The sequence below is a fragment of the Mariniluteicoccus flavus genome (assembly GCF_054776655.1).
The window spans coordinates 296,368-314,589 of record NZ_BAAHBN010000004.1 but is presented as its reverse complement, the minus strand read 5'-3'; the positions used below and the strand labels follow the sequence as shown (position 1 = coordinate 314,589).

Below are 18,222 nucleotides of genomic sequence, written 5' to 3'. Positions count from 1 at the left end.
GGAAATACCCGGTCCCATTCCGAACCCGGAAGTCAAGCCTTACAGCGCCGATGGTACTGCACACGGGAGTGTGTGGGAGACTAGGACGTCGCCGGACAAACAACACACATCGTGAGGGCCGCACCCACCAGGGCGCGGCCCTCACGTGCAATTCCAGACAAAACACCCGCAGACCTGGGTCAGATGGCGCGAGCCTGATCACGACCTAGGTTGTGCGGGTGATCTCTTTTCCCCACCGCGTCGCGTTGGCCGCGGTGCTCGCGGTCGTCGTGCTGACCGGACTCGTCGTCCGGCCCCTGGCCGGGCCCGCGGGCGACGCGGCGGGCAGCATCCTTTACACCGTTGCGGTCGCGCTGGTGGTCGCGCTCGTGCGGCCGCGTACGGCCGCCGGCCTGGCTGCTGGTGGCGCGGTCTGCGTGAGCTGGCTCGTCGAGGCGTTGCAGGCCACGGGTCTAGCGGCTGCGGCCGCGCGTGCCTTCCCTCCTGCCCGCCTCGTCCTGGGTACGACCTTCGCCTGGTGGGACCTGGCGGCGTACGTCGTCGGGGGAGGAGTGGCGTACGTGCTGCTGCGGGCTGTCGGCCGCGTAGGGTCATCCCATGGAACTCCACGCTGACGTCGCCCCCCTTGCCGGCCTGCTCGGCACCTGGCGGGGGAGCGGGCACGGGCACTATCCGACGATCGCGGCCTTCGACTACGAGGAGACCGCCACGTTCGCGAGCACGGGCAAACCCTGGATCGCGTACTCCCACCGGACGACCATCGACGGAGAGCCGCGTCACGCGGAGTCGGGATACGTCCGGACGGTGGGCGACCACCGGCTGGAGCTTGTCGTGGCGCTGCCGACCGGCCACGTCGAGTTCGGGATCGGCCGCTGGGCGGCGATCGACGACGGGCTCGAGATCATGATCGAGTCGCTGGTGGAGCAGACGCCGTCGGCGAAGGACGTGAGCGCGACCCGGCGCCGTTGGCGTCTTGTTGGCGATGAACTGTCCACCGACTCTGCGATGGCGGCCGTGGACCAGCCTTTGCAGGACCACCTGGCGGCGCGGCTGACCCGCGTCACCGAGGCGTAGGGGAGATCACTCCTCGTCGGTCGGCTGCTCGGCGTTCGACGTCGCCGGCGGACGCGCAGGAATGGTGAAGCCGGAGGTGGCCGAGGTGAAGATGTCGGCGCGTGCGGCGGGGGCAGCGCTGGTGGGCTTGGCTGCCGGCGGCGCTCCCGGGGTGGTCGGGCGCACGTTCTCGCCCATCGCCTTCGCGATCGCGTCGGCGATGGGAGACGATCCGGGCTTGAACTTGCGTACCTCTGCCATGGGACCAAGGGTAGGTGATGTGTCGACCAGGCGTGAAGGGCGAGTGGTGAGGTGGCTGTGGACATGACCGTTCAACTGGCAGTCATGGGTCTCGCCGTCCTCATCGGTGCCGTCGCGCAGCGCGCGACGGGCATGGGCTTCGCCCTACTCGCGTCGCCGTTCCTCGTCCTGGCGCTCGGCCCCCTCGACGGCGTGGTCGTGACGAACGTCTGCGGCGCCGTGTCCGCGGCCATCATCCTCGCCCAGGTGTGGCGCGACGTCGACCGGCCCCGGGCGGCCTGGATCGTGCCCCTGGGCATGCTGGGCTGTCTCCCCGGCGCGTACGCCGTGGCTCGCCTCCCGCAGGCCTGGCTGGCCCTCGTCGTGGCCCTCATCGTGCTCGTCGCCCTCGTCGTCAGCATCGCCGCGCCCGCGGGGAGCCTCGCCGACACCCGGCTGACGCGGTCCGTCACAGGGTTCTGCTCCGGCTTCATGAACGTCACGGGCGGCGTGGGCGGACCGGCCCTCGCGGTCTATGGACGGGCCACGCGTTGGGAGCACCGCGCCTTCGCCGGCACGGCCCAGTTGCACTTCCTGCTCGTGGGGCTGATGGCGCTCGCGTCCAAGGCGCACGTGCCGGCGTTCCCGCCACTCGGGTGGGGGATCCTCGCGGCCGCGCTCGTGATCGGGCAGGTCGTCGGCACCCGCGTGGCCCGGCACCTGTCGGGTTTCACCGCCATGAAGCTGGTCCTCGCGATGGCGATGGTGGGAACACTCCTGGCCCTCGGCAAGGCGCTGTACACCCTGCTGGGCTGAACCGGCGTCAGCGGCCCCGGCGTCAGCGGATCAGGCGCCGCCGCTTGCCCTCCGCCGTCGCCGCCGTGCGGTTGTCCACGCCGAGCTTGTCGTAGAGGTGGACGAGGTGTCCCTTCACCGTCGACTCCGACAGGAACAGCCGCTTGGCGATGTCGCGGTTCGAGGCGCCCGTGGCGAGCAGTTCGAGGATCTCGGCCTCCCGCGGGCTCAGGGCGTCGTCGCCGCGTTGGAGCCGGCCGACGACGCGGGCCGACACCTCGGGTGACAGGGCCGTCCGCCCGGCCGCCGCGTCCAGCACCGCGCGGATCAGCGACGCGGTGGGCGTGTCCTTCAACACATAGCCCACGGCGCCCGCCTCGAGCGCGCCGAAGATGTCGGTGTCGGAGTCGAACGTCGTCAGCACGACGACCTTCAGCCCGCGATGGGCGGCGAGCAGCGTACGCGTCGCCTCGATGCCGCCCATGCCAGAACCGAGCTGCAGGTCCATCAGCACGAGGTCGGGGGGCGCGCCCTCCCGCGCCAGCGCCCCGACGGTCACGAGGGCCTCCCCGCCGCTCGCCGCCTCGCCGATCACGGCGACGCGGTCGTCGCGCTCGAGGAGCGTACGCAGGCCCTGGCGCACGATCGGGTGGTCGTCGACGAGCACGATACGCACAGGGGCGGCCGGTTCGGTCATGATTCCTCCTGATCCGGGGCCGGCGCGGACGGGTGGCCCGTCGGGACCTCCAGCACGATGGTCGTGCCCTCACCGGGGCGGGTGTCGATCGACACCGTCCCGCCGAGCGCAGCCATGCGCGACCGCAGCCCCGCCAGCCCGAAACTCTCGCGGCCGACCGGCTCCGCCGGGTCGAACCCCGCCCCGTCGTCGGCCACGTCGACGCTGACTCCATCGTCCCACCAGGTCAGCGTGAGCACGCACCGGTCGGCCCCCGAATGTTGGACCACGTTGGCGACCGAGGCATGGGCGCCCCGGTGCAGCGCGTCCACGACGGCGTCGGGGAGTGGGCGCTCGTGCCCCTCGGTCCGCACGTCCACCGTCAGGTCAAGTCCGGACGACGCCGCCCGGGCCGTGGTGTCGCGGGCCAGCGTACGCAGGGCCGCCTCCAGCGACGGCGCGCCGCTGCCGAGGTCGCGGACGAACCGCCGCGCCTCGGTGAGGTTCTCGCGCGCGGTCGACTCGATGAGGGTGAGCGCCGGGTCGTCGGGCCGCTCCACGCGCGCGGTGCGGGCCATCATGACGATCGAGCCCAGCCCCTGGGCGATGGTGTCGTGGATCTCGCGGGCCAGCCGCTCGCGCTCGGCCCGCATGCCGCTCGTGCGCTCGGTCGCCGCCAGCTCGGCCTGCGCGGCGCGCAGTTCGGCGACCAGGGCACGGTGGCGGTCGGCGTCGCGGCGCAGCTGGAGGAAGACCGCGTACGCGAGGATCGCGCAGAGGGCGCCGAGCAGGGGGCCCAGCCACGTGCCGAGCGCGAGGTCGTGGGCGGCGCCGGCCTCGCCGACGCGGTCGAGGCGCGACCGGATCATGGCCGCCGCGACCGACCAGAGCACCATCGACCCGACCGCCGCGACGCCCCACCAGCCAGGAATGAGGAACAGCACGAGGAAGAACAGCGGGAACGCGACCCAGAGGAATCCCTCGGAGAGCACCGCCCCGATCACCCAGATCGCGACCAGCAGCGTGATCCACAGCCACGAGGCCGGCCGGCCGGCGAGGGCCGGCGTACGCCGCTCCCGGACGACGCCGACCACATACAACCCGAAGAAGGCCGTCGCCAGGAGCGTCGCCAGGAGCGCGCGCTCGCGACCGTCGGCGACCAGCGATTGCTGCTGCCACCCGCGCAGGACGCCGAGCCCCAGCAGGACGGCGATCGACACGTGGAGCGCGTGACGCAGGTCGAGGCGGGGAGCGAACATGGTCTTCCCAGCATGGCACGCTCAGGCGTGGACCGGCTCCGCCTCCGGCGCGGGATCGGCGCCGTGGTCCGCGTACGCCCGCGACAGCGTGCGGTAGGGCCGCGACGCGAAGGCGCCCAGCACCACCACGAGCATGACGAGGCTCGCCAGCAGGAACACCAGCGCGATGCCTCGCGCCTGCCCGTCGCCGAGCAGCCAGCCCAGCGAGCCGCGTCCGGCGTCGGTGTTCATCCACGGGATCAGGACGAACTGCGCCAGCGGGCCCACGACGAACGCCGACACCGGGGACGCGGCGACCTCCACGCTCTGGGCGAACCCGAACACGCGGCCCTGGCGCTCCAACGGCACGACCTTCTGGATGATCGTCTGCTCGGCCGCCTCGGCCCACGGCATCAGGCACATGAACAGGAAGATGCCGATCGCGTACAACCACCACCACTCGCGGATCGCGAACAGCGCGCCCAGCAGGGCGACGCCGACGTTGACGAGCAGCAGCGTACGCAGCGGGTTCGCTCCGAGGCCCTTCTTCGCGATGATGCCGCCGCCGACGATGAAGCCGATGCTGGTGACGCCCAGCACGACTCCCCACGCCTCGACCGAGAACAGCGTCAGGCCGTAGGGGTCCATCAGCGCCATGAACACCCCGCCCACGAGGTTGTTGAAGCACGAGAACGCGATCAGCGCCCACAGGCCGGGGACGATGCGGATGGCCGCGATCGAGCCCGCGAAGTCGACGATCTGGCCCTTCAGCGACGGGTCCTGCACGATCTCGGGCTCGGGGATCGAGATCGTCGCGAGGTGGGCCAGCGCGGCCGCGGTGAACGCGATGGCGATGACGAGGGTCCAGCCCATGCCGAGCTGGCCGATCGCGAGACCGCTGAACACCGACGTGACCATGAACGCCACGCCCTGGACGGTGCCGACCATCCCGTTCGCGCGGTCGCGCTGGTCGGGCTCGACGAGGATGGTGACGGTGGTCGACAGCGCGATGTTGCGCATGTTCTCGACGACCCCGCCGGCGAGGATCAGCAGCGCGAACACCCAGAACAGCGGGTGGGTCCAGTCGGTGAGCGACCCCTTGGGGGCCACGAGGTAGACGCCGCCGGCCAGCGCGTACGTCGTCAGGGTGATGGTGCTCGACAGCGCCATCACGCGGTGCTTGTGGTGGCGGTCGACGACCAGCCCCCAGACCATGCCGCCGATCGCCATCATGAGCATGTAGCCGCCGCCGATCACGGCGGTGGCGAGGACCGACTTCGTCTCGAGGTAGATCCAGAAGGTGAGGGCGAACCAGAGGAAGCTCGACGTCACATTGGCGATGAGGGTGTTGAGGAGCACGGGCTTGAAGCGCTGCATGACGACCACGCTACGCGTCGGCTCCGACAAGCGCTTCTCCATTTGTGCGGAGGGGTGGTGCACGAGGGCTGATAGCCTCCCCCGGACACCTTCGACGAGAACGGGAGCACGCCGATGGCCGGAGGACTTGCCGCCCTGCTGGACGACATCGCGGTCATCGCGAAGATGACGAGCGTCGCGGGCACGAAGGCGGTGGGCGTCGTCGTCGACGACGCCGCCGTGACGCCCCAATACGTACGCGGCTTCGAGCCGGCCCGCGAGCTGCCGATCATCTGGCGCATCGCGCGGGGATCGCTGGTCAACAAGGCGATCCTCATCGTGGTGCTGCTCCTGCTCGACCACTTCCTGCCGTGGGTGCTGACACCGCTGCTGATGCTCGGCGGGCTGTATCTGTGCTTCGAGGGCGCCGAGAAACTCTATGAGGCCGTGTTCCACCGGGGTCACGACACGACCGAGGCGCCCGTCACCGACCGCGGCGAGGTCGACGAGAAGAAGATGGTGCGCGGCGCCATCACGACCGACTTCATCCTGTCGGCCGAGATCATGGTGATCTCGCTGAACACGGTGAACGAGAGCGGCGGCAGTGGCATGCCGTTCGGCCAGAAGGCCGCGACGCTCGTCGTGGTGGCCTTGGCCATCACGCTCTTGGTCTACGGCGTCGTCGCCCTGATCGTGAAGATGGACGACGTCGGCCTCCACATGACGAAGAAGGAGTCCGAGAGTTCCCAGCGCACCGGCCGCACGCTCGTGGCCGCCATGCCGAAGGTCCTCACCGTCCTGTCGACCGTCGGCATCGCCGCCATGCTCTGGGTCGGCGGCCACATCCTGCTCAACGGGTTCCACGAGCTCGGCAAACTGGCACCCGGAACGCTCGGGGCGGTCATGAAGGCCCCCTACGACTTCGTCCACCACCTCGAGGAGCCCGTCAAGCACATCGCGGGCGTCGGCGGATTCCTCGGTTGGCTCGTGAACACGTTCTTCTCGGCGATCGTCGGGCTCGTGTTCGGCGGCATCATCGTCGCGATCATGCACGTGCTGCCGTTCGGGAAGAAGCACGACAAGCACGGGCACGACAAGCACGACGAGAAGCACGACACCACCCATGGGCACTGACGCGCTCGACCCCTGGGTCATCCGCGAGTCCGCGCTACCCGGGGCGGGTCCGGTCGCCGCGTCGGTCCTGACGGTGGCCAACGGGCGACTCGGCGTACGCGGGTCACTCGACGAGGCCGAGCACGACCCCTGCCGCGGCACGTTCCTCGCGGGCGTCCACGAGACCCATCCGCTGTCCTATCCCGAGGACGGCTTCGGCCAGCCCCAGGAGGGCGAGGCCATGGTGCCGGTGGCCGACGGGACGCCGATCAGGCTCGTCGTCGACGGCGTTCCCGTCGACGTCCGCGCCATCACCCCGACCCACCACGAGCGCCGGCTCGACCTGCGCGCCGGCGTCCTTGCGCGTGAGACCACCTGGGACGTGGGCGGGCGGCGTGTGACCCTGCGTACGGACCGGCTGGTCTCGGCCGCGTTCCCCGGCGTCCTGGCCATCCGGTGGCGCCTGAGCGCCGACGCCGACGCCGGCGTCCGCGTGACCGTGCGCTCGCAGCTGGTCGCGAACGCGACCCCGCCCATCGTCGACAACGACGACCCGCGCGTGGGCGACGTGCTGGCGTCCCCGTTCGAGGCGGAGTGCCTGCGCCGCGACGACCACGGCGGGGCGTTCGTCCACCGCACGCGCCGCAGCGGGATCCGCGTGGGCGCCGCGGTGCGTCACGTGATCGCCGGCGCCTCGGGTGGAGGCGGCACAGACCTGGGAGGCGGGGGGCCACGCGTGACCACCGAGGCCACCGACGACGAGGTCGTGACCACCGTCACCGCCGACCTCGCCACCGGCGAAGAACTCGGCCTGGTGAAGTTCGCGGCGTACGCGACCACCGCCGACGGCGAGGCCGACGAGGTCCTGGAACATGCGCGGGCCGCGGTCGCCGACGCGGCCGACCTCGGCTGGGATGCCCTGGCCGAGCGCCAGCGCGACGACCTCGACACCCTGTGGGACCGCGCCGGCGTGGTCATCGAGGGTGACGACGAACTGGAGCAGGCGGTCCGCTTCAGCATCTTCCAGGTCTGGCAGGCCTCGGCCCGCATCGAGGACGCGCCGATCGGGGCCAAAGGGCTGACGGGCGGCGGCTACAGCGGCCACACGTTCTGGGACATCGAGGGCTTCGTGCTCCCGGTGCTGAGCTATCTCGACCCCGACGCGGCGCGCCGGCTCCTGTGCTGGCGGTCCTCGACCCTGCCGGCGGCCAAGCGCCGGGCCGAGCAGCTCCAGGTCGATGGCGCGGTCTTCGCCTGGCGCACCATCAGCGGCCGCGAGGTCTCGGGCTATTGGCCGGCCAGCACCGCCGCCATGCACAACGCCGCCGACATCGCCCGCGCCTATGAGCTCTATGGCGCGGTCACCGGCCACGACCCGCGCGAGGTCGGGAGCCTCGACGTGCTCGTCGAGACCGCCCGCCTGTGGGCGAGCCTCGGGCGAAGCGACGCCGACGGCCGCTGGCACCTGTTCGGCATGACAGGCCCGGACGAATACACCGGCGTGGTCGACGACAACGTGTTCACCAACCTGATGGCGGCCCGCAACCTGCGGGCGGCCGCCGACGCCGTGGACGCCGACCCCGACGGCGCGCGACGCCACCACGTGGGCGGCGAGGAGACCGAGGCGTGGCGCGCGGCGGCCGCGGCCGCGTACGTCCCCGTCGACGACGACCGCGGCGTCCACCCCGCCTGCGCAGGGTTCACCGACTTCGCCGAGTGGGACTTCGAGGGGCGGCGGGACGACTATCCGGTGCAGGAGCACGCCCACTACTTCACGATCTATCGCCACCAGGTCGTCAAGCAGGCCGACCTCGTGCAGGCGCTGTGGTGGTGTGAGGACTCGTTCTCACCCGACGAGATCGCGCGCGACTTCGCCTACTACGAGGCGCGGACGGTGCGCGACTCGTCGCTGTCGGCGGCGGTGCAGGCGGTGGTCGCCGCCCGCATCGGCCACCTCGACCTCGCGTACGCGTATTGGCGCGAGGCGGCGCTCGTCGACCTCCGCGACCTGCAGGGCAACACCGACGAGGGCCTCCACGTCGCCTCGCTCGGCGGCACGTGGCTGGCGATGGTCAACGGGTTCGGCGGCGTGCGGGAGCGGGGAGGAGCCGAAGGCCGGCTGCGGCTCGAGCCTCGGCTGCCGCCGAAGCTGACGCGGCTGGGGTTCCGGCTCGCGTGGCGCGACCACCTGCTGGACGTGTCGATGGACCGCGCGGCCGGGCCGGCCGGCGACGGTGAGGCGGGTGTGGTCACGCTGCGCCTGCCGCACGAGGCCGACGGCACGCTCGAGGTGGAGGTCGACGGGGCCGTGGTGACGCTGGTGCCGGGGGAACCGACGGTGGTGCCGCTGCGCGCGCCGGAGCCGCTGTTGCCGACGCCCACCCAGCCGGCCGGACGCGAACCTCGGGCCTGACGAGGCGTACGCCTCAGTCGAGCACGCCAAAGGCGTAGCCGTCGGCCTTGAGCCGCTCCACGATCGGGCCGATGCCGTCGACGGTGGCCTGGTTGTCGCGATAGTCGTGCATCAGGACCATCGCCACACCCGGCTTCGACGTGAGCGTCGACAGCGCCAGCGCGGCGCGCCCCTCGCCGCTGCCGGGCGCGGAGTTGCGGCCGTCGCCGTTCTCGGAGTTCCAGTCGAGCCAGTACGCCCCCCGCTCCCGCAGGGCCCTGTCGGCCGGTTCCATGTTCTTCCAGCCGTGACCGCCAGGGTAGCGGTGGCAGTGGGCGTTGAAGTCCTGGCCCACGACCGCTTTCACGCCGTCGACCATCTTCTGGTGGTCGGCGACGATGACGTGGGCGTTCGCGCGGTGGCCCGGATAGAGCTGCTTCATGTTGTGGGACCACGAGTGGATGCAGATCGCGTGGCCCTCGGCGATCATGCGGTTCAGGATCTCCTTGTCGTAGGTCGCCAGGCCATGGGTGCCGATGACGAAGAACGACGCGTGGACCCCGTGCGCCTTCAGGGCGTCCAGCACCTTCGGCGTGGTGTTGGTGGGGCCGTCGTCGAAGGTCAGGAACGCGACTTTCTCCCGCTTCGGATAGGTCGGCGCCTGCTCCTTGCGCCCGTGCAGCCAGTCGTGCACCTCGGCGGAGGAATAGGTGTACGCGGCCGCGGCGGAGCTGTGGTTCGTGCCGGAGGCGCGGGTCGTGGGGGCGGCGGTCGGGGTGGGCGACGCGGTCGGCGTGGGCGTGGTCGCGGCCGGCCGGGGGCCGGTGGGGGAGGACGCCGCGCCGCCCGGGGTCGACGCCGGCACGGCGGCCGGTGGCGGCGTACCGCACGCGCCCAGCAGGGTGAGGGCGGCGACCGCCGGAATCAGGCGCGTGAACGCGCGCAGGCGGGCGGGACGAGGGGTGGGGCGCATGGTGGGTCCTCGATCATGGTTGCTGGGGGTGCGGCCCACCTTACCCGCGGTCTGGCCATCTGACCGGCGAGCGCATGCCTGTTATCAGGGCTTCTGGTGCTCGGCCACCCGCTCGAAGGTGATCGACTGATCGCCGCGCGACACCGTGAGGCGGTGGTCGACGCGCTTCCACGCGGCCCGCTCGGAGAAGAGCTTCGTCACGGACCGCTCCTGCTCCATCACCGGGGCCTCGCACCCCATCATCGTGCCCATGAACCGCTCGACCCAGAGCTCGGCTCCGGCGACGCGGAAGTCACCGCCCATGCGGTTGCAGCCGGGGGCCAGGCCGAAGCGGTCCTCGACGATGGTCATGCGCACGGGGCGGTCGGGCAGGAGGGGGACGCCGGTGGCGCCGATCGACAGCCACGTCCCGATGAGGTCGGGCGGGATGGGGGTGGCGGGAGTGCCGGGCGTACCGCTCGCCGAGGGCTCACCGGGGGAGGGGGACGGGGTGTCGCTCGGCCGGGAGTCCGGCGTGCTGCCGGGCGTGGGCACGGGGCCTCCGCGTCCGGGAGAAGGAGCAGCCTCCGAGGCGGGACCCGCCCGCCCGGCGGGCCCGGCGGCGGTCCCGCAGGCGGACAGCCCGAGCAGGGCGACCGCGGCGGTCAGGGTCAGGTTCGCGATGCGACTCATACCCCTCACGACGGGGATGGGGCCGCAGAAGGTTCTCCCGAGGTCGAAAGGCGTGGGGATCATGAGGTGCTCCTCCAGGGGGTGGGGGTGGGGGTGGAAGCCTCAGGTGCCGCAGTAGGTGACATACGGCTCGGCGTCGCCCGGTCCCGCCGCCGCCAGGTCGGTGTCGTCCGGCCGGGGGTCGAACGGGCGGCGGACGGCGTCGACGAGGCGGGTGACCGGAGCAAGGTCGCCGGCGGTCGCGGCGGCCAGCGCGTCCTCGACGCGGTGGTTGCGCGGGACGATGGCGGGGTTGACGCGGTTCATGGCCTCGGCGACGCCGGCCCGGTCGGCCGGCAGGAGCGCCTCGCGCCGGTCGGCCCAGGCGTCGAACCGCGTCACGACCTCCGGGTCGTCGAACAGGTCCCGCGACGACCCGTCGGCCAGGCCGCGGAAGAACGTCGTGTGGTCGACGCGGCCGGCCTCGAGCAGGGCCAACAGGTCGGCCTGCAGGGTCGGGTCGGGCTCGTCGAGCCCGAGCTTCGCCGCCAGCCCCCGCGCGTACGCCGCCTCGTAGTGCTCCGCGAACCCACGCAGGACGTCCATCGCCGGCTCGATCGCGTCGTCGGGCTTCTCGGCGACCAACGGCAGCAGCGCCTCGGCGAACCGCGCGAGGTTCCACTGGGTCACCACGGGCTGGTTGCCGTATGCGTACCTCCCGTGGTGGTCGATCAGGCTGAAGACCGTCGCCGGGTCGTACGCCTCCATGAACGCGCAGGGCCCGAAGTCGATGGCCTCGCCCGAGATGGTGACGTTGTCGGTGTTCAGCACGCCGTGGATGAAGCCGACGAGCATCCACCGGGCGACGAGCTCGGCCTGGGCGGACGCCACGGCCTCGAGGAGGGCCAGGGCGGGATTGTCCGCGTCCCGGGCCGCCGGGTGGTGGCGGTCGATCGCGTGGTCGGCGAGGGCCTGCAGGGTCGCGCGGTCGCCGGTCGCGGCCGCGTACTGGAACGTGCCGACCCGCAGGTGGCTGGCGGCCACGCGGCAGAGCACGGCGCCGGGGAGGAGGGTCTCGCGCTGCACCGGGTTGCCGGTCGCGACGACGGCGAGGGCGCGGGTCGTCGGCACCCCGAGCGCGTGCATCGCCTCACCCACGACCAGCTCGCGCAGCATCGGTCCCAGCGCGGCGAAGCCGTCGCCGCCGCGCGAGAACGGCGTACGGCCGGATCCCTTGAGATGCAGGTCGCGGCGCCGCCCGGACGGGTCCACGACCTCGCCGAGCAGGAGGGCGCGGCCGTCGCCGAGGCGCGGGGAATACTTCCCGAACTGGTGGCCCGCGTACGCCTGGGCCCGCCCGTCCACGTCGGGGGCGTGGCCGGTGAGGAACGCGACCGCGTCGGGCGAGCGCAGCCAGTCGGGGTCGAGCCCGAGCTCGGCGGACAGCGCGTCGTTCACGGCCACGACCTCCGGGTCGGTCACGGGCGCGGCGCGCCACGGCAGCGACAGGTCGGGGACGGCGGCGGCGTACGCGTGCTCGAGCCCGATCATCTGTCGATTGGTCATCTGTCGCGCGGTCATCTGTCGAGCATAGGCGCGGCGCGGGGGCCGGTCCGTGGCAGGCTGGCCCGGTGGCCGTCCTCATCGATCCGCCGGCCTGGCCCGCGCACGGCACCGTGTTCGCCCACCTGGTGTCCGACACCGCGCTGGAGGAGTTGCACGAGCTCGCCGAGGCCGCCGGCGTCCATCCGCGGGCGTTCGACCGCGACCACTACGACGTCCCCGAATCGCTGTACGCGGCCTGCGTCGCCGCGGGTGCGGTGCCCGCGCCGGCCCGTGAGCTCGTGGCGGCGCTGCGTGCGAGCGGGCTGCGGCGGACGAAGGCGGCGCGGCGTGCCGACGACCTCGCCCGGCGCGAGCGGCTGGCGACGCGGTGGCCGCTGCCCGACCACAGCATCGCCGCCGACCTGCTGGACCGGTGGGGCGCGCGGGGCCGTTACTACCACGACCTGCGCCACCTCGAGCACTGCCTGGACGCGCTCGCGGCGCTCGGCAACGACGACGTGCGCGTGACGCTCGCCGCCTGGTCCCACGACGCCGTGTACGCGGGCCGCGCCGGCGAGGACGAGGAGGCCTCGGCCGGCCGCCGAACATCTTCGTCTCGGTCACGTTCCTGTCGTCGAGGGAGGGGTCGGTCCCGAGTGCGGACCGAATGCGCTCGGCCAGGGCCTCGTCGTACGCCATGCCGGCAGTATCCACCGGCATGGCGCACGAGTCCATGGCTACGTGCTGTCGTACCTCACGCGGCCAGCACGTCGTCGATCTGGTTGATCGCGAGGGTGGCGCCCTCCTCCGCGCCCATGTCGAGGGCCTGCTGGAGCTCCTCGGCAGTGTCGAACCGGCTGGCGTAGGTGACCCGCGTACCGCCGTCGTGGTCGGCGAAGGTGAACGTGTTGTGGGAGACCGGCAGGTCGGGGTCCGGAGTGAACTCCTCGTCGGCGAAACCGTCGTCGAACGTGAACGCGCGCTGGGGATCGACGGTCCCGATCTGCCATCAGCCGCAGTATGTCTCACCCTCGGGACCGGTCATGTAATAGCGGGTCTGGGACCCCTCGACCAGCTCGTGCTGGACGAACGTGGCGGGGTGGGTCGGGGGACCCCAGACGCGTTCGAGCTGGCGCGGGTCGGCGTACAGGCTCCAGACGCGCTCGACGAGGGCGGCGAAGTCGGCGGTGATGGTGAGGCGGCGGTTGTCGGGGTCTTTGGTGACGTCAGTGACGGGCATGTCAGGTCTCCTGGGTGAGTAGTGCGTCGATGCGGTCGATGCGGCCGCGCCAGACCGTCTCGAGCTCGTCGAGCATCGAGGCGACCGACCTGACCGCGGCGACGTCGCCGCTCGCGAGCTGCTCGCGGCCGCTGCGCCGCTTGGTGAGCAGGCCCGCGCGTTCGAGCACGGCGACGTGCTTCTGCACCGCGGCGAAACTCATGTCGTAGTGCGCCGCGAGTGCGCTGACCGAGTGTTCGCCGACGAGCACTCGGCGCAGGATGTCGCGCCGGGTGCGGTCGGCGAGGGCGTGGAAGAGGGCGTCGGCCCGGTCCTCGCTGGTCTCGATCACGACTCCAATAAACAACCGTATGGTTGTAGGTTGTCAAGGGTGTGAACGACGGTGCCTCTCGGGGCTGTGGTAGTTTAGGTTTCAACAAAGACTTCGAGGGATCCGCCATGACCATCACGCCACCAGCCGTTTCCATCTCCCGTTCCACCTCCGCGGCCGATGCACTGGTGCCCGCGTCCCATCCGTTCGCGCGGCACCTCGCGTGGACCCGGACCGCGGACGTGCACCGCGCCTGGACCCCTGACGACGGTGCGCTGCCCGCGCTGTACCTGAGCCACGGCGCGCCGCCGCTGCTCGAGGACTCCGGCTGGATGCGGCAGCTGCACGGGTGGGTCCACGACCTACCGAGGCCGCGGGCGGTGCTCGTGGTGAGTGCCCACTGGGAGTCGGACTCGGTCGGGCTGACCGGCTCGGGCGCCGAGCTGGTCTACGACTTCGGCGGGTTCGACCCGCTGTACAACCACCTGCGCTACGACACCCCGGACGCCGCGTGGCTCGCCGGGCTGGTGCGCCGGGTGTTGCCCGTGCACGTGCACGAGCACGCGTCGCGCGGGCTCGACCACGGGGCCTGGGTGCCGATGAAGGCGATGTTCCCGGAGGCCGACGTGCCGGTGCTGCAGTTGAGCCTGCCGACGGACGACCCGGACGCGCTGCTGCGGCTCGGGGAGTCACTGCGGCCGCTGCGCGCCGAGGGAGTGCTGATCATCGGCTCCGGGTTCATGACCCACGGCCTGCCGTTCCTCGACTGGCGCGACCCGGCGGCGGTGCCGGGCTGGTCAGAGGAGTTCGACGCGTGGGCGTCCGACGCGTTGGCGGCGGGCGACGTGGCGGAACTGGCGCGGTTCCGCACGCAGGGGCCCGGGGTGGCGATGGCCCACCCGACCGTCGAGCACTTCACGCCGCTGTTCGTGACGCTGGGAGCGTCGGACGATCCGACGGCGCCGGTCGAGTCGGTGGTCGATGGGTTCTGGCACGGATTGTCGAAGCGCTCGTTCCAAGTGGTGTGACGGATCGCACGCGATCGTGCATCTCGATGCCGCTCAGCGGCTCGAGATGGCCACTGTTGTGCGATCCGTCGCACTCACTCGGCGATGAGGGGGACGAAGCGATACTCGCCGTGGCGGGTGACGACGGGCTGAACGCTCTCCGAGCGAGCGCCAGCGAGACGAGGAGTCTCCACCCGCAACATCGTCCCCGCGACCGGGATGACCATCACCCCGCCAGGCGCGAGCTGGTCGACGAGCTCCTGGGGCAGGTGGGCGGGCTCGGCCGAGACGAGGATGCGGTCGAACGGGGCGTCATCGGGGGCGCCGAGGCGGGTGGGGTCGGCGAGGCGTACGCGGGCGTTGGCCAGCCCGGTCGCCGCGAGGTTGGCGCGCCCGAACTCGAGCACCTCCGGCACGCGTTCGACCCCCAGCACGCTCCCCGCCGTCCCGGTCAGCCGGGCGAGGATCGCCGTCGTCCAGCCCGATCCGCAGCCGACGTCGAGGACGCGATCACCTTCGCGCACGCCGAGCAGGTCGAGCATCGCGCGCACCGTGCGGGGCTGGGAGTTGGTCTGGCCTGACCCGATCTCGAGCGGCCCGTCGTGGGCCCAGCGCGATCTCTCCTGTTCGCGCAGGAACTGCGCGCGGGGCGTGGCGTCCATGGCCTCGCGTACGCGATCGTCTGCGGCTGCCATCGCCCCAGTCTAGATGTGGCAACGCTGTGGGTTGGGGAGGGAATGCTTGGCGGCCTGCCTAGGCTGACGGCGTGGCGCAGGGAACAGTCGAATCGGGGCTCACCGCGGGCGAGGTCGCCCAGCGGCGCGAGGCGGGTCAGGTCAACACGCTGCCCGCGCGCTCTGGACGCTCGGTGGCCGACATCGTGCGGGCCAACGTGTTCACCCGCATCAACGCGATCCTCGGCGTACTCCTGGTGGTCGTGCTGTCGACCGGATCGTTCAAGAACGCGCTGTTCGGCCTGCTGATCATCGCTAACAGCGGCATCGGCATCATCCAGGAGGTCCGCGCCAAGCGCACCCTCGACCGGCTGGCGATCGTGGGTCGGGCCCACCCCCGCGTACGCCGGGACGGTCAGGTCGAGCGGGTGGACCAGGCCGAGCTGGTCCTCGATGACGTCATCGAGCTCGGCCCCGGCGACCAGGTTCCGGTCGATGGCGAGGTCGTCGAATCGGGATCGCTCGAGGTCGACGAGTCGATGCTCACCGGGGAGGCCGATCCGGTGACGAAGGGTGTCGGGGATTCCCTGCTGTCGGGTGGATTCGTGGTGTCGGGGTCGGGCGCCTATCGCGCGACGGCGGTGGGCGGCGACGCGTACGCCGCCCGGCTCGCCGAGGAGGCCAGCCGTTTCACGCTCGTCGATTCCGAGCTGCGCCGCGGCATCGACACGATCCTGCGCTTCGTGGGCTACCTGCTGGTGCCGACCGGCATCCTGACGGTGGTCGTGCAGCTGTTCGTCGTACGCACCGACCTGCGCAGCGCGATCCTCGGCATGGTCGCGGCGCTGGTCCCCATGGTTCCGGAAGGCCTTGTCCTGTTGACGTCCATGGCCTTCGCCGTCGGGGTCGTGCGGCTCGGGCGGCGGCAGTGCCTCGTGCAGGAGCTGCCGGCGATCGAGGGCCTCGCGCGCGTCGACGTCGTGTGCACCGACAAGACGGGAACGCTGACGGAGAACGGCATGCGGGTGGCGGAGGTCGTGCCGCTGGGGCCGGAGCCGGGTCCTGGGGCTGGGCCGGGGTCGAGGGAGGATCCCCGCGAACTCCTGCGCCAGTTGGGATCCACCGATCCGCGGCCGAATGCGAGCATGGCGGCCGTGGTCGAGGAGGTGGGCGCGGCCGACGAATCCTGGGAGCTGGCCGCGATCGCGCCGTTCACGTCGGCGAGGAAGTGGTCGGGGGCGACGTTCGCGTCGGGCCGCTCGCTGGTGCTCGGTGCGCCCGACGTGCTCGCCGCGCCGGGGTCGTCGGCGGCCGAGCGCGCCGAGAAGCTCGGGGCGCGGGGACTCCGAATACTCCTGCTCGCCTCGGGGAATCACCGTGTGGACAGCGATCTGGCGACCTCGGGTCTCGACCCGGTCGCGCTGGTCGTGCTGGAGCAGCGGGTGCGGGCCGACGCCGCCGAGACCCTCGACTATTTCGCCCAGCAGGGCGTCGACGTGAAGATGATCTCGGGCGACAACGCCACCTCGGTCGGGGCGGTGGCGCGGGAGGTCTCGCTCGGGGCCGGCACGCGGCCGGTCGACGCGCGTACGCTGCCGGAGCCCGACGCGGAGTTCGCGCACGCCGTCGAGGACGCCACCGTATTCGGGCGGGTCACGCCGCAGCAGAAGCGGCGCATGGTCACGTCGCTGCAGGCGGGCGGCCACACGGTCGCGATGACCGGCGACGGGGTGAACGACGTCCTCGCCCTGAAGGACGCCGACATCGGCGTCGCCATGGGGGCGGGGTCGCAGGCAAGCCGGGCCGTGGCCCAGATCGTCCTGCTGGACAACAGGTTCGCGACACTGCCGCACGTGGTGGCCGAGGGGCGGCGGGTCATCGGCAACATCGAGCGGGTCGCCACCCTGTTCCTCACCAAGACGGTCTATTCGGTGCTGCTGGCGCTGCTCGTGGGGCTGTTCGCGATGCCGTTCCCGTTCGTGCCGCTGCACATCATGATCACCGCGTGGTTCACCATCGGCATCCCTGCATTCCTGTTGTCGTTGGCGCCGAACGCCGAGCGGGCGCGCGCCGGGTTCGTGCGGCGGGTGATGGGGCGGGCGGTGCCGTCCGGCGTGATCATCGCGGTGACGACGTTCGTGACCTATCGGCTGCTGTTCGGGCGGATCGCGGCCGGGCAGGCGACCAGGGAGCAGGTGTCGACGGCGGCGCTCGTCGTGGTGATCGCGATCGCGATGTGGGTGCTCGCGGTCGTCGCGCGCCCCTATCGGCTGTGGAAGGTGGCGCTGCTGGTGGTGAGCGTGGCGGCGTACGCGGGGATGTTCACCATTCCCGTGCTGGCGCGGTTCTTCAGCCTCGACGTGGGGCGAGGGGAACTGCTGGGCGTCTCCGCCGTGGCGTCGGTCATCGGCATCGTGCTGGTCGAGGTTTCCTGGGTCGCGGGGAACAGGCTGCGGTCGCGCGGTGTTGAGACCGTATGACCAATACACCGGAGAAGATCGTCTACACCGCCCGTGCGACCGTCCAGGGTGGCCGTCAGGGCCACGCGAAGTCCGAGGACGGCGTCCTCGACCTCGACCTGACCGCGCCGAAGGAGACCGGCGGCCCCGGCACCGGCACGAACCCCGAGCAACTGTTCGCCGTGGGCTATGGCGCCTGCTTCCAGGGCGCGCTCGGCCTCGTCGGGAAGAAGGCGGGCGTCGACACGTCGAAGTCCGTCGTCGACATCGCCGTCGGGTTCGGCCCGGAGGGCGAGTCGTTCGGCATCACCGCCGACATCACCGCGTCCATCCCGGGCGTGGACGACGCGAAGGCCCAGGAACTGGTCGACGCCGCCCACGAGGTGTGCCCCTATTCGAAGGCCACGCGCGGCAACATCCCCGTCACGGTGACGGGCAAGGGCGCCTGAGCGCGAGTCCGGCTGAAGCACGGCGCCGACGTGCCGCCCCGAGGGGTGGTC

The 18,222-nt window shown here is 71.7% G+C and carries 20 protein-coding genes and 1 rRNA gene; 10 read left to right on the top strand and 11 right to left on the bottom strand.

All coding sequences use genetic code 11. The features are described 5' to 3' along the window. The 3 genes from rrf to ACYVAG_RS09635 all read left to right on the top strand — a co-directional run. Positions 1–97: ribosomal RNA gene (gene rrf / locus ACYVAG_RS09645) — 5S ribosomal RNA — on the top strand; the annotation flags it as partial. A gap of 121 nt (positions 98–218) precedes the next feature. Beyond that, positions 219–614: a DUF2809 domain-containing protein gene (locus tag ACYVAG_RS09640; protein ID WP_460769179.1), complete on the top strand. Its 396-nt coding sequence runs from the start codon at positions 219–221 to the stop codon at positions 612–614. Continuing rightward, positions 598–1,074, top strand: coding sequence for a heme-binding beta-barrel domain-containing protein (locus tag ACYVAG_RS09635; protein WP_460769177.1), 477 nt, complete (start codon positions 598–600; stop codon positions 1,072–1,074). Before ACYVAG_RS09640 ends, ACYVAG_RS09635 begins: the two co-directional genes overlap by 17 nt. Before the next feature lie 6 nt (positions 1,075–1,080). Here ACYVAG_RS09635 and ACYVAG_RS09630 read toward each other — a convergent pair whose 3' ends face one another. Beyond that, complete coding sequence (locus ACYVAG_RS09630; RefSeq protein WP_460769175.1) at positions 1,081–1,314, bottom strand: hypothetical protein; 234 nt, start codon at positions 1,312–1,314, stop codon at positions 1,081–1,083. A gap of 63 nt (positions 1,315–1,377) precedes the next feature. Here ACYVAG_RS09630 and ACYVAG_RS09625 point away from each other — a divergent pair, with 63 nt between their 5' ends. Beyond that, the gene (locus tag ACYVAG_RS09625) at positions 1,378–2,109 is read left to right on the top strand and encodes a sulfite exporter TauE/SafE family protein (protein ID WP_460769174.1); all 732 of its coding nucleotides are present in this window, start codon (positions 1,378–1,380) and stop codon (positions 2,107–2,109) included. Positions 2,110–2,131: 22 nt separating this feature from the next. On the opposite strand, the gene ACYVAG_RS09620 is transcribed toward ACYVAG_RS09625, so the two are convergent. The 3 genes from ACYVAG_RS09620 to ACYVAG_RS09610 are packed head-to-tail and all read right to left on the bottom strand — an operon-like array spanning position 2,132 to position 5,379. Then, on the bottom strand, positions 2,132–2,785 hold the full coding sequence (locus ACYVAG_RS09620; protein WP_460769172.1) for a response regulator: 654 nt from the start codon (positions 2,783–2,785) through the stop codon (positions 2,132–2,134). After that, positions 2,782–4,023, bottom strand: a complete 1,242-nt coding sequence (locus ACYVAG_RS09615; RefSeq protein WP_460769170.1) for a sensor histidine kinase — start codon at positions 4,021–4,023, stop codon at positions 2,782–2,784. The genes ACYVAG_RS09620 and ACYVAG_RS09615 overlap by 4 nt, the downstream gene beginning before the upstream one ends. Before the next feature lie 21 nt (positions 4,024–4,044). After that, a complete protein-coding gene (locus ACYVAG_RS09610) occupies positions 4,045–5,379 on the bottom strand; it encodes an MFS transporter (protein ID WP_460769168.1) in 1,335 nt (444 codons plus the stop codon). 114 nt (positions 5,380–5,493) lie between these two features. On the opposite strand from ACYVAG_RS09610, the gene ACYVAG_RS09605 reads away from it, so the two are divergent. Together ACYVAG_RS09605 and ACYVAG_RS09600 are read left to right on the top strand one after the other, a co-directional pair. After that, positions 5,494–6,492 carry a DUF808 domain-containing protein gene (locus tag ACYVAG_RS09605; RefSeq protein ID WP_460769166.1) on the top strand — a complete coding sequence of 333 codons (999 nt, stop codon included), beginning with the start codon at positions 5,494–5,496 and terminating at the stop codon, positions 6,490–6,492. After that, positions 6,482–8,884 carry a glycoside hydrolase family 65 protein gene (locus ACYVAG_RS09600; RefSeq protein WP_460769164.1) on the top strand — a complete coding sequence of 801 codons (2,403 nt, stop codon included), beginning with the start codon at positions 6,482–6,484 and terminating at the stop codon, positions 8,882–8,884. The genes ACYVAG_RS09605 and ACYVAG_RS09600 overlap by 11 nt, the downstream gene beginning before the upstream one ends. A 13-nt stretch (positions 8,885–8,897) precedes the next feature. Here ACYVAG_RS09600 and ACYVAG_RS09595 read toward each other — a convergent pair whose 3' ends face one another. From ACYVAG_RS09595 to ACYVAG_RS09585, 3 genes are all read right to left on the bottom strand, one after another. Beyond that, positions 8,898–9,836, bottom strand: coding sequence for a polysaccharide deacetylase family protein (locus ACYVAG_RS09595; protein ID WP_460769162.1), 939 nt, complete (start codon positions 9,834–9,836; stop codon positions 8,898–8,900). Positions 9,837–9,920: 84 nt separating this feature from the next. After that, positions 9,921–10,571, bottom strand: coding sequence for an META domain-containing protein (locus ACYVAG_RS09590; RefSeq protein ID WP_460769160.1), 651 nt, complete (start codon positions 10,569–10,571; stop codon positions 9,921–9,923). A 39-nt stretch (positions 10,572–10,610) separates the two neighbouring features. After that, the gene (locus ACYVAG_RS09585) at positions 10,611–12,068 is read right to left on the bottom strand and encodes a protein adenylyltransferase SelO (protein WP_460769158.1); all 1,458 of its coding nucleotides are present in this window, start codon (positions 12,066–12,068) and stop codon (positions 10,611–10,613) included. 50 nt (positions 12,069–12,118) lie between these two features. On the opposite strand from ACYVAG_RS09585, the gene ACYVAG_RS09580 reads away from it, so the two are divergent. Then, positions 12,119–12,898 carry a DUF4031 domain-containing protein gene (locus ACYVAG_RS09580; RefSeq protein ID WP_460769156.1) on the top strand — a complete coding sequence of 260 codons (780 nt, stop codon included), beginning with the start codon at positions 12,119–12,121 and terminating at the stop codon, positions 12,896–12,898. Here ACYVAG_RS09580 and ACYVAG_RS09575 read toward each other — a convergent pair. The 3 genes from ACYVAG_RS09575 to ACYVAG_RS09565 are packed head-to-tail and all read right to left on the bottom strand — an operon-like array spanning position 12,787 to position 13,603. Further along, positions 12,787–13,035, bottom strand: coding sequence for an SRPBCC family protein (locus ACYVAG_RS09575; protein ID WP_460769197.1), 249 nt, complete (start codon positions 13,033–13,035; stop codon positions 12,787–12,789). The genes ACYVAG_RS09580 and ACYVAG_RS09575 overlap by 112 nt on opposite strands. A gap of 6 nt (positions 13,036–13,041) precedes the next feature. Beyond that, complete coding sequence (locus ACYVAG_RS09570) at positions 13,042–13,272, bottom strand: SRPBCC family protein (protein WP_460769154.1); 231 nt, start codon at positions 13,270–13,272, stop codon at positions 13,042–13,044. Position 13,273: 1 nt separating this feature from the next. After that, the gene (locus ACYVAG_RS09565; RefSeq protein WP_460769153.1) at positions 13,274–13,603 is read right to left on the bottom strand and encodes an ArsR/SmtB family transcription factor; all 330 of its coding nucleotides are present in this window, start codon (positions 13,601–13,603) and stop codon (positions 13,274–13,276) included. A gap of 107 nt (positions 13,604–13,710) precedes the next feature. Between ACYVAG_RS09565 and ACYVAG_RS09560 the strand changes: the two genes are divergently transcribed. Beyond that, entirely contained in the window at positions 13,711–14,610 is a 900-nt protein-coding gene (locus ACYVAG_RS09560) for a DODA-type extradiol aromatic ring-opening family dioxygenase (RefSeq protein WP_460769151.1), read from the top strand. Positions 14,611–14,684: 74 nt separating this feature from the next. Here the strand turns inward: ACYVAG_RS09560 and ACYVAG_RS09555 are convergent, their stop codons facing one another. Next, on the bottom strand, positions 14,685–15,284 hold the full coding sequence (locus ACYVAG_RS09555; protein WP_460769150.1) for a protein-L-isoaspartate O-methyltransferase family protein: 600 nt from the start codon (positions 15,282–15,284) through the stop codon (positions 14,685–14,687). Between the two features lie 71 nt (positions 15,285–15,355). Between ACYVAG_RS09555 and ACYVAG_RS09550 the strand changes: the two genes are divergently transcribed. Continuing rightward, on the top strand, positions 15,356–17,743 hold the full coding sequence (locus tag ACYVAG_RS09550; protein ID WP_460769148.1) for an HAD-IC family P-type ATPase: 2,388 nt from the start codon (positions 15,356–15,358) through the stop codon (positions 17,741–17,743). Beyond that, the gene (locus ACYVAG_RS09545) at positions 17,740–18,171 is read left to right on the top strand and encodes an organic hydroperoxide resistance protein (RefSeq protein WP_460769146.1); all 432 of its coding nucleotides are present in this window, start codon (positions 17,740–17,742) and stop codon (positions 18,169–18,171) included. Before ACYVAG_RS09550 ends, ACYVAG_RS09545 begins: the two co-directional genes overlap by 4 nt. Positions 18,172–18,222 lie beyond the last annotated feature (51 nt).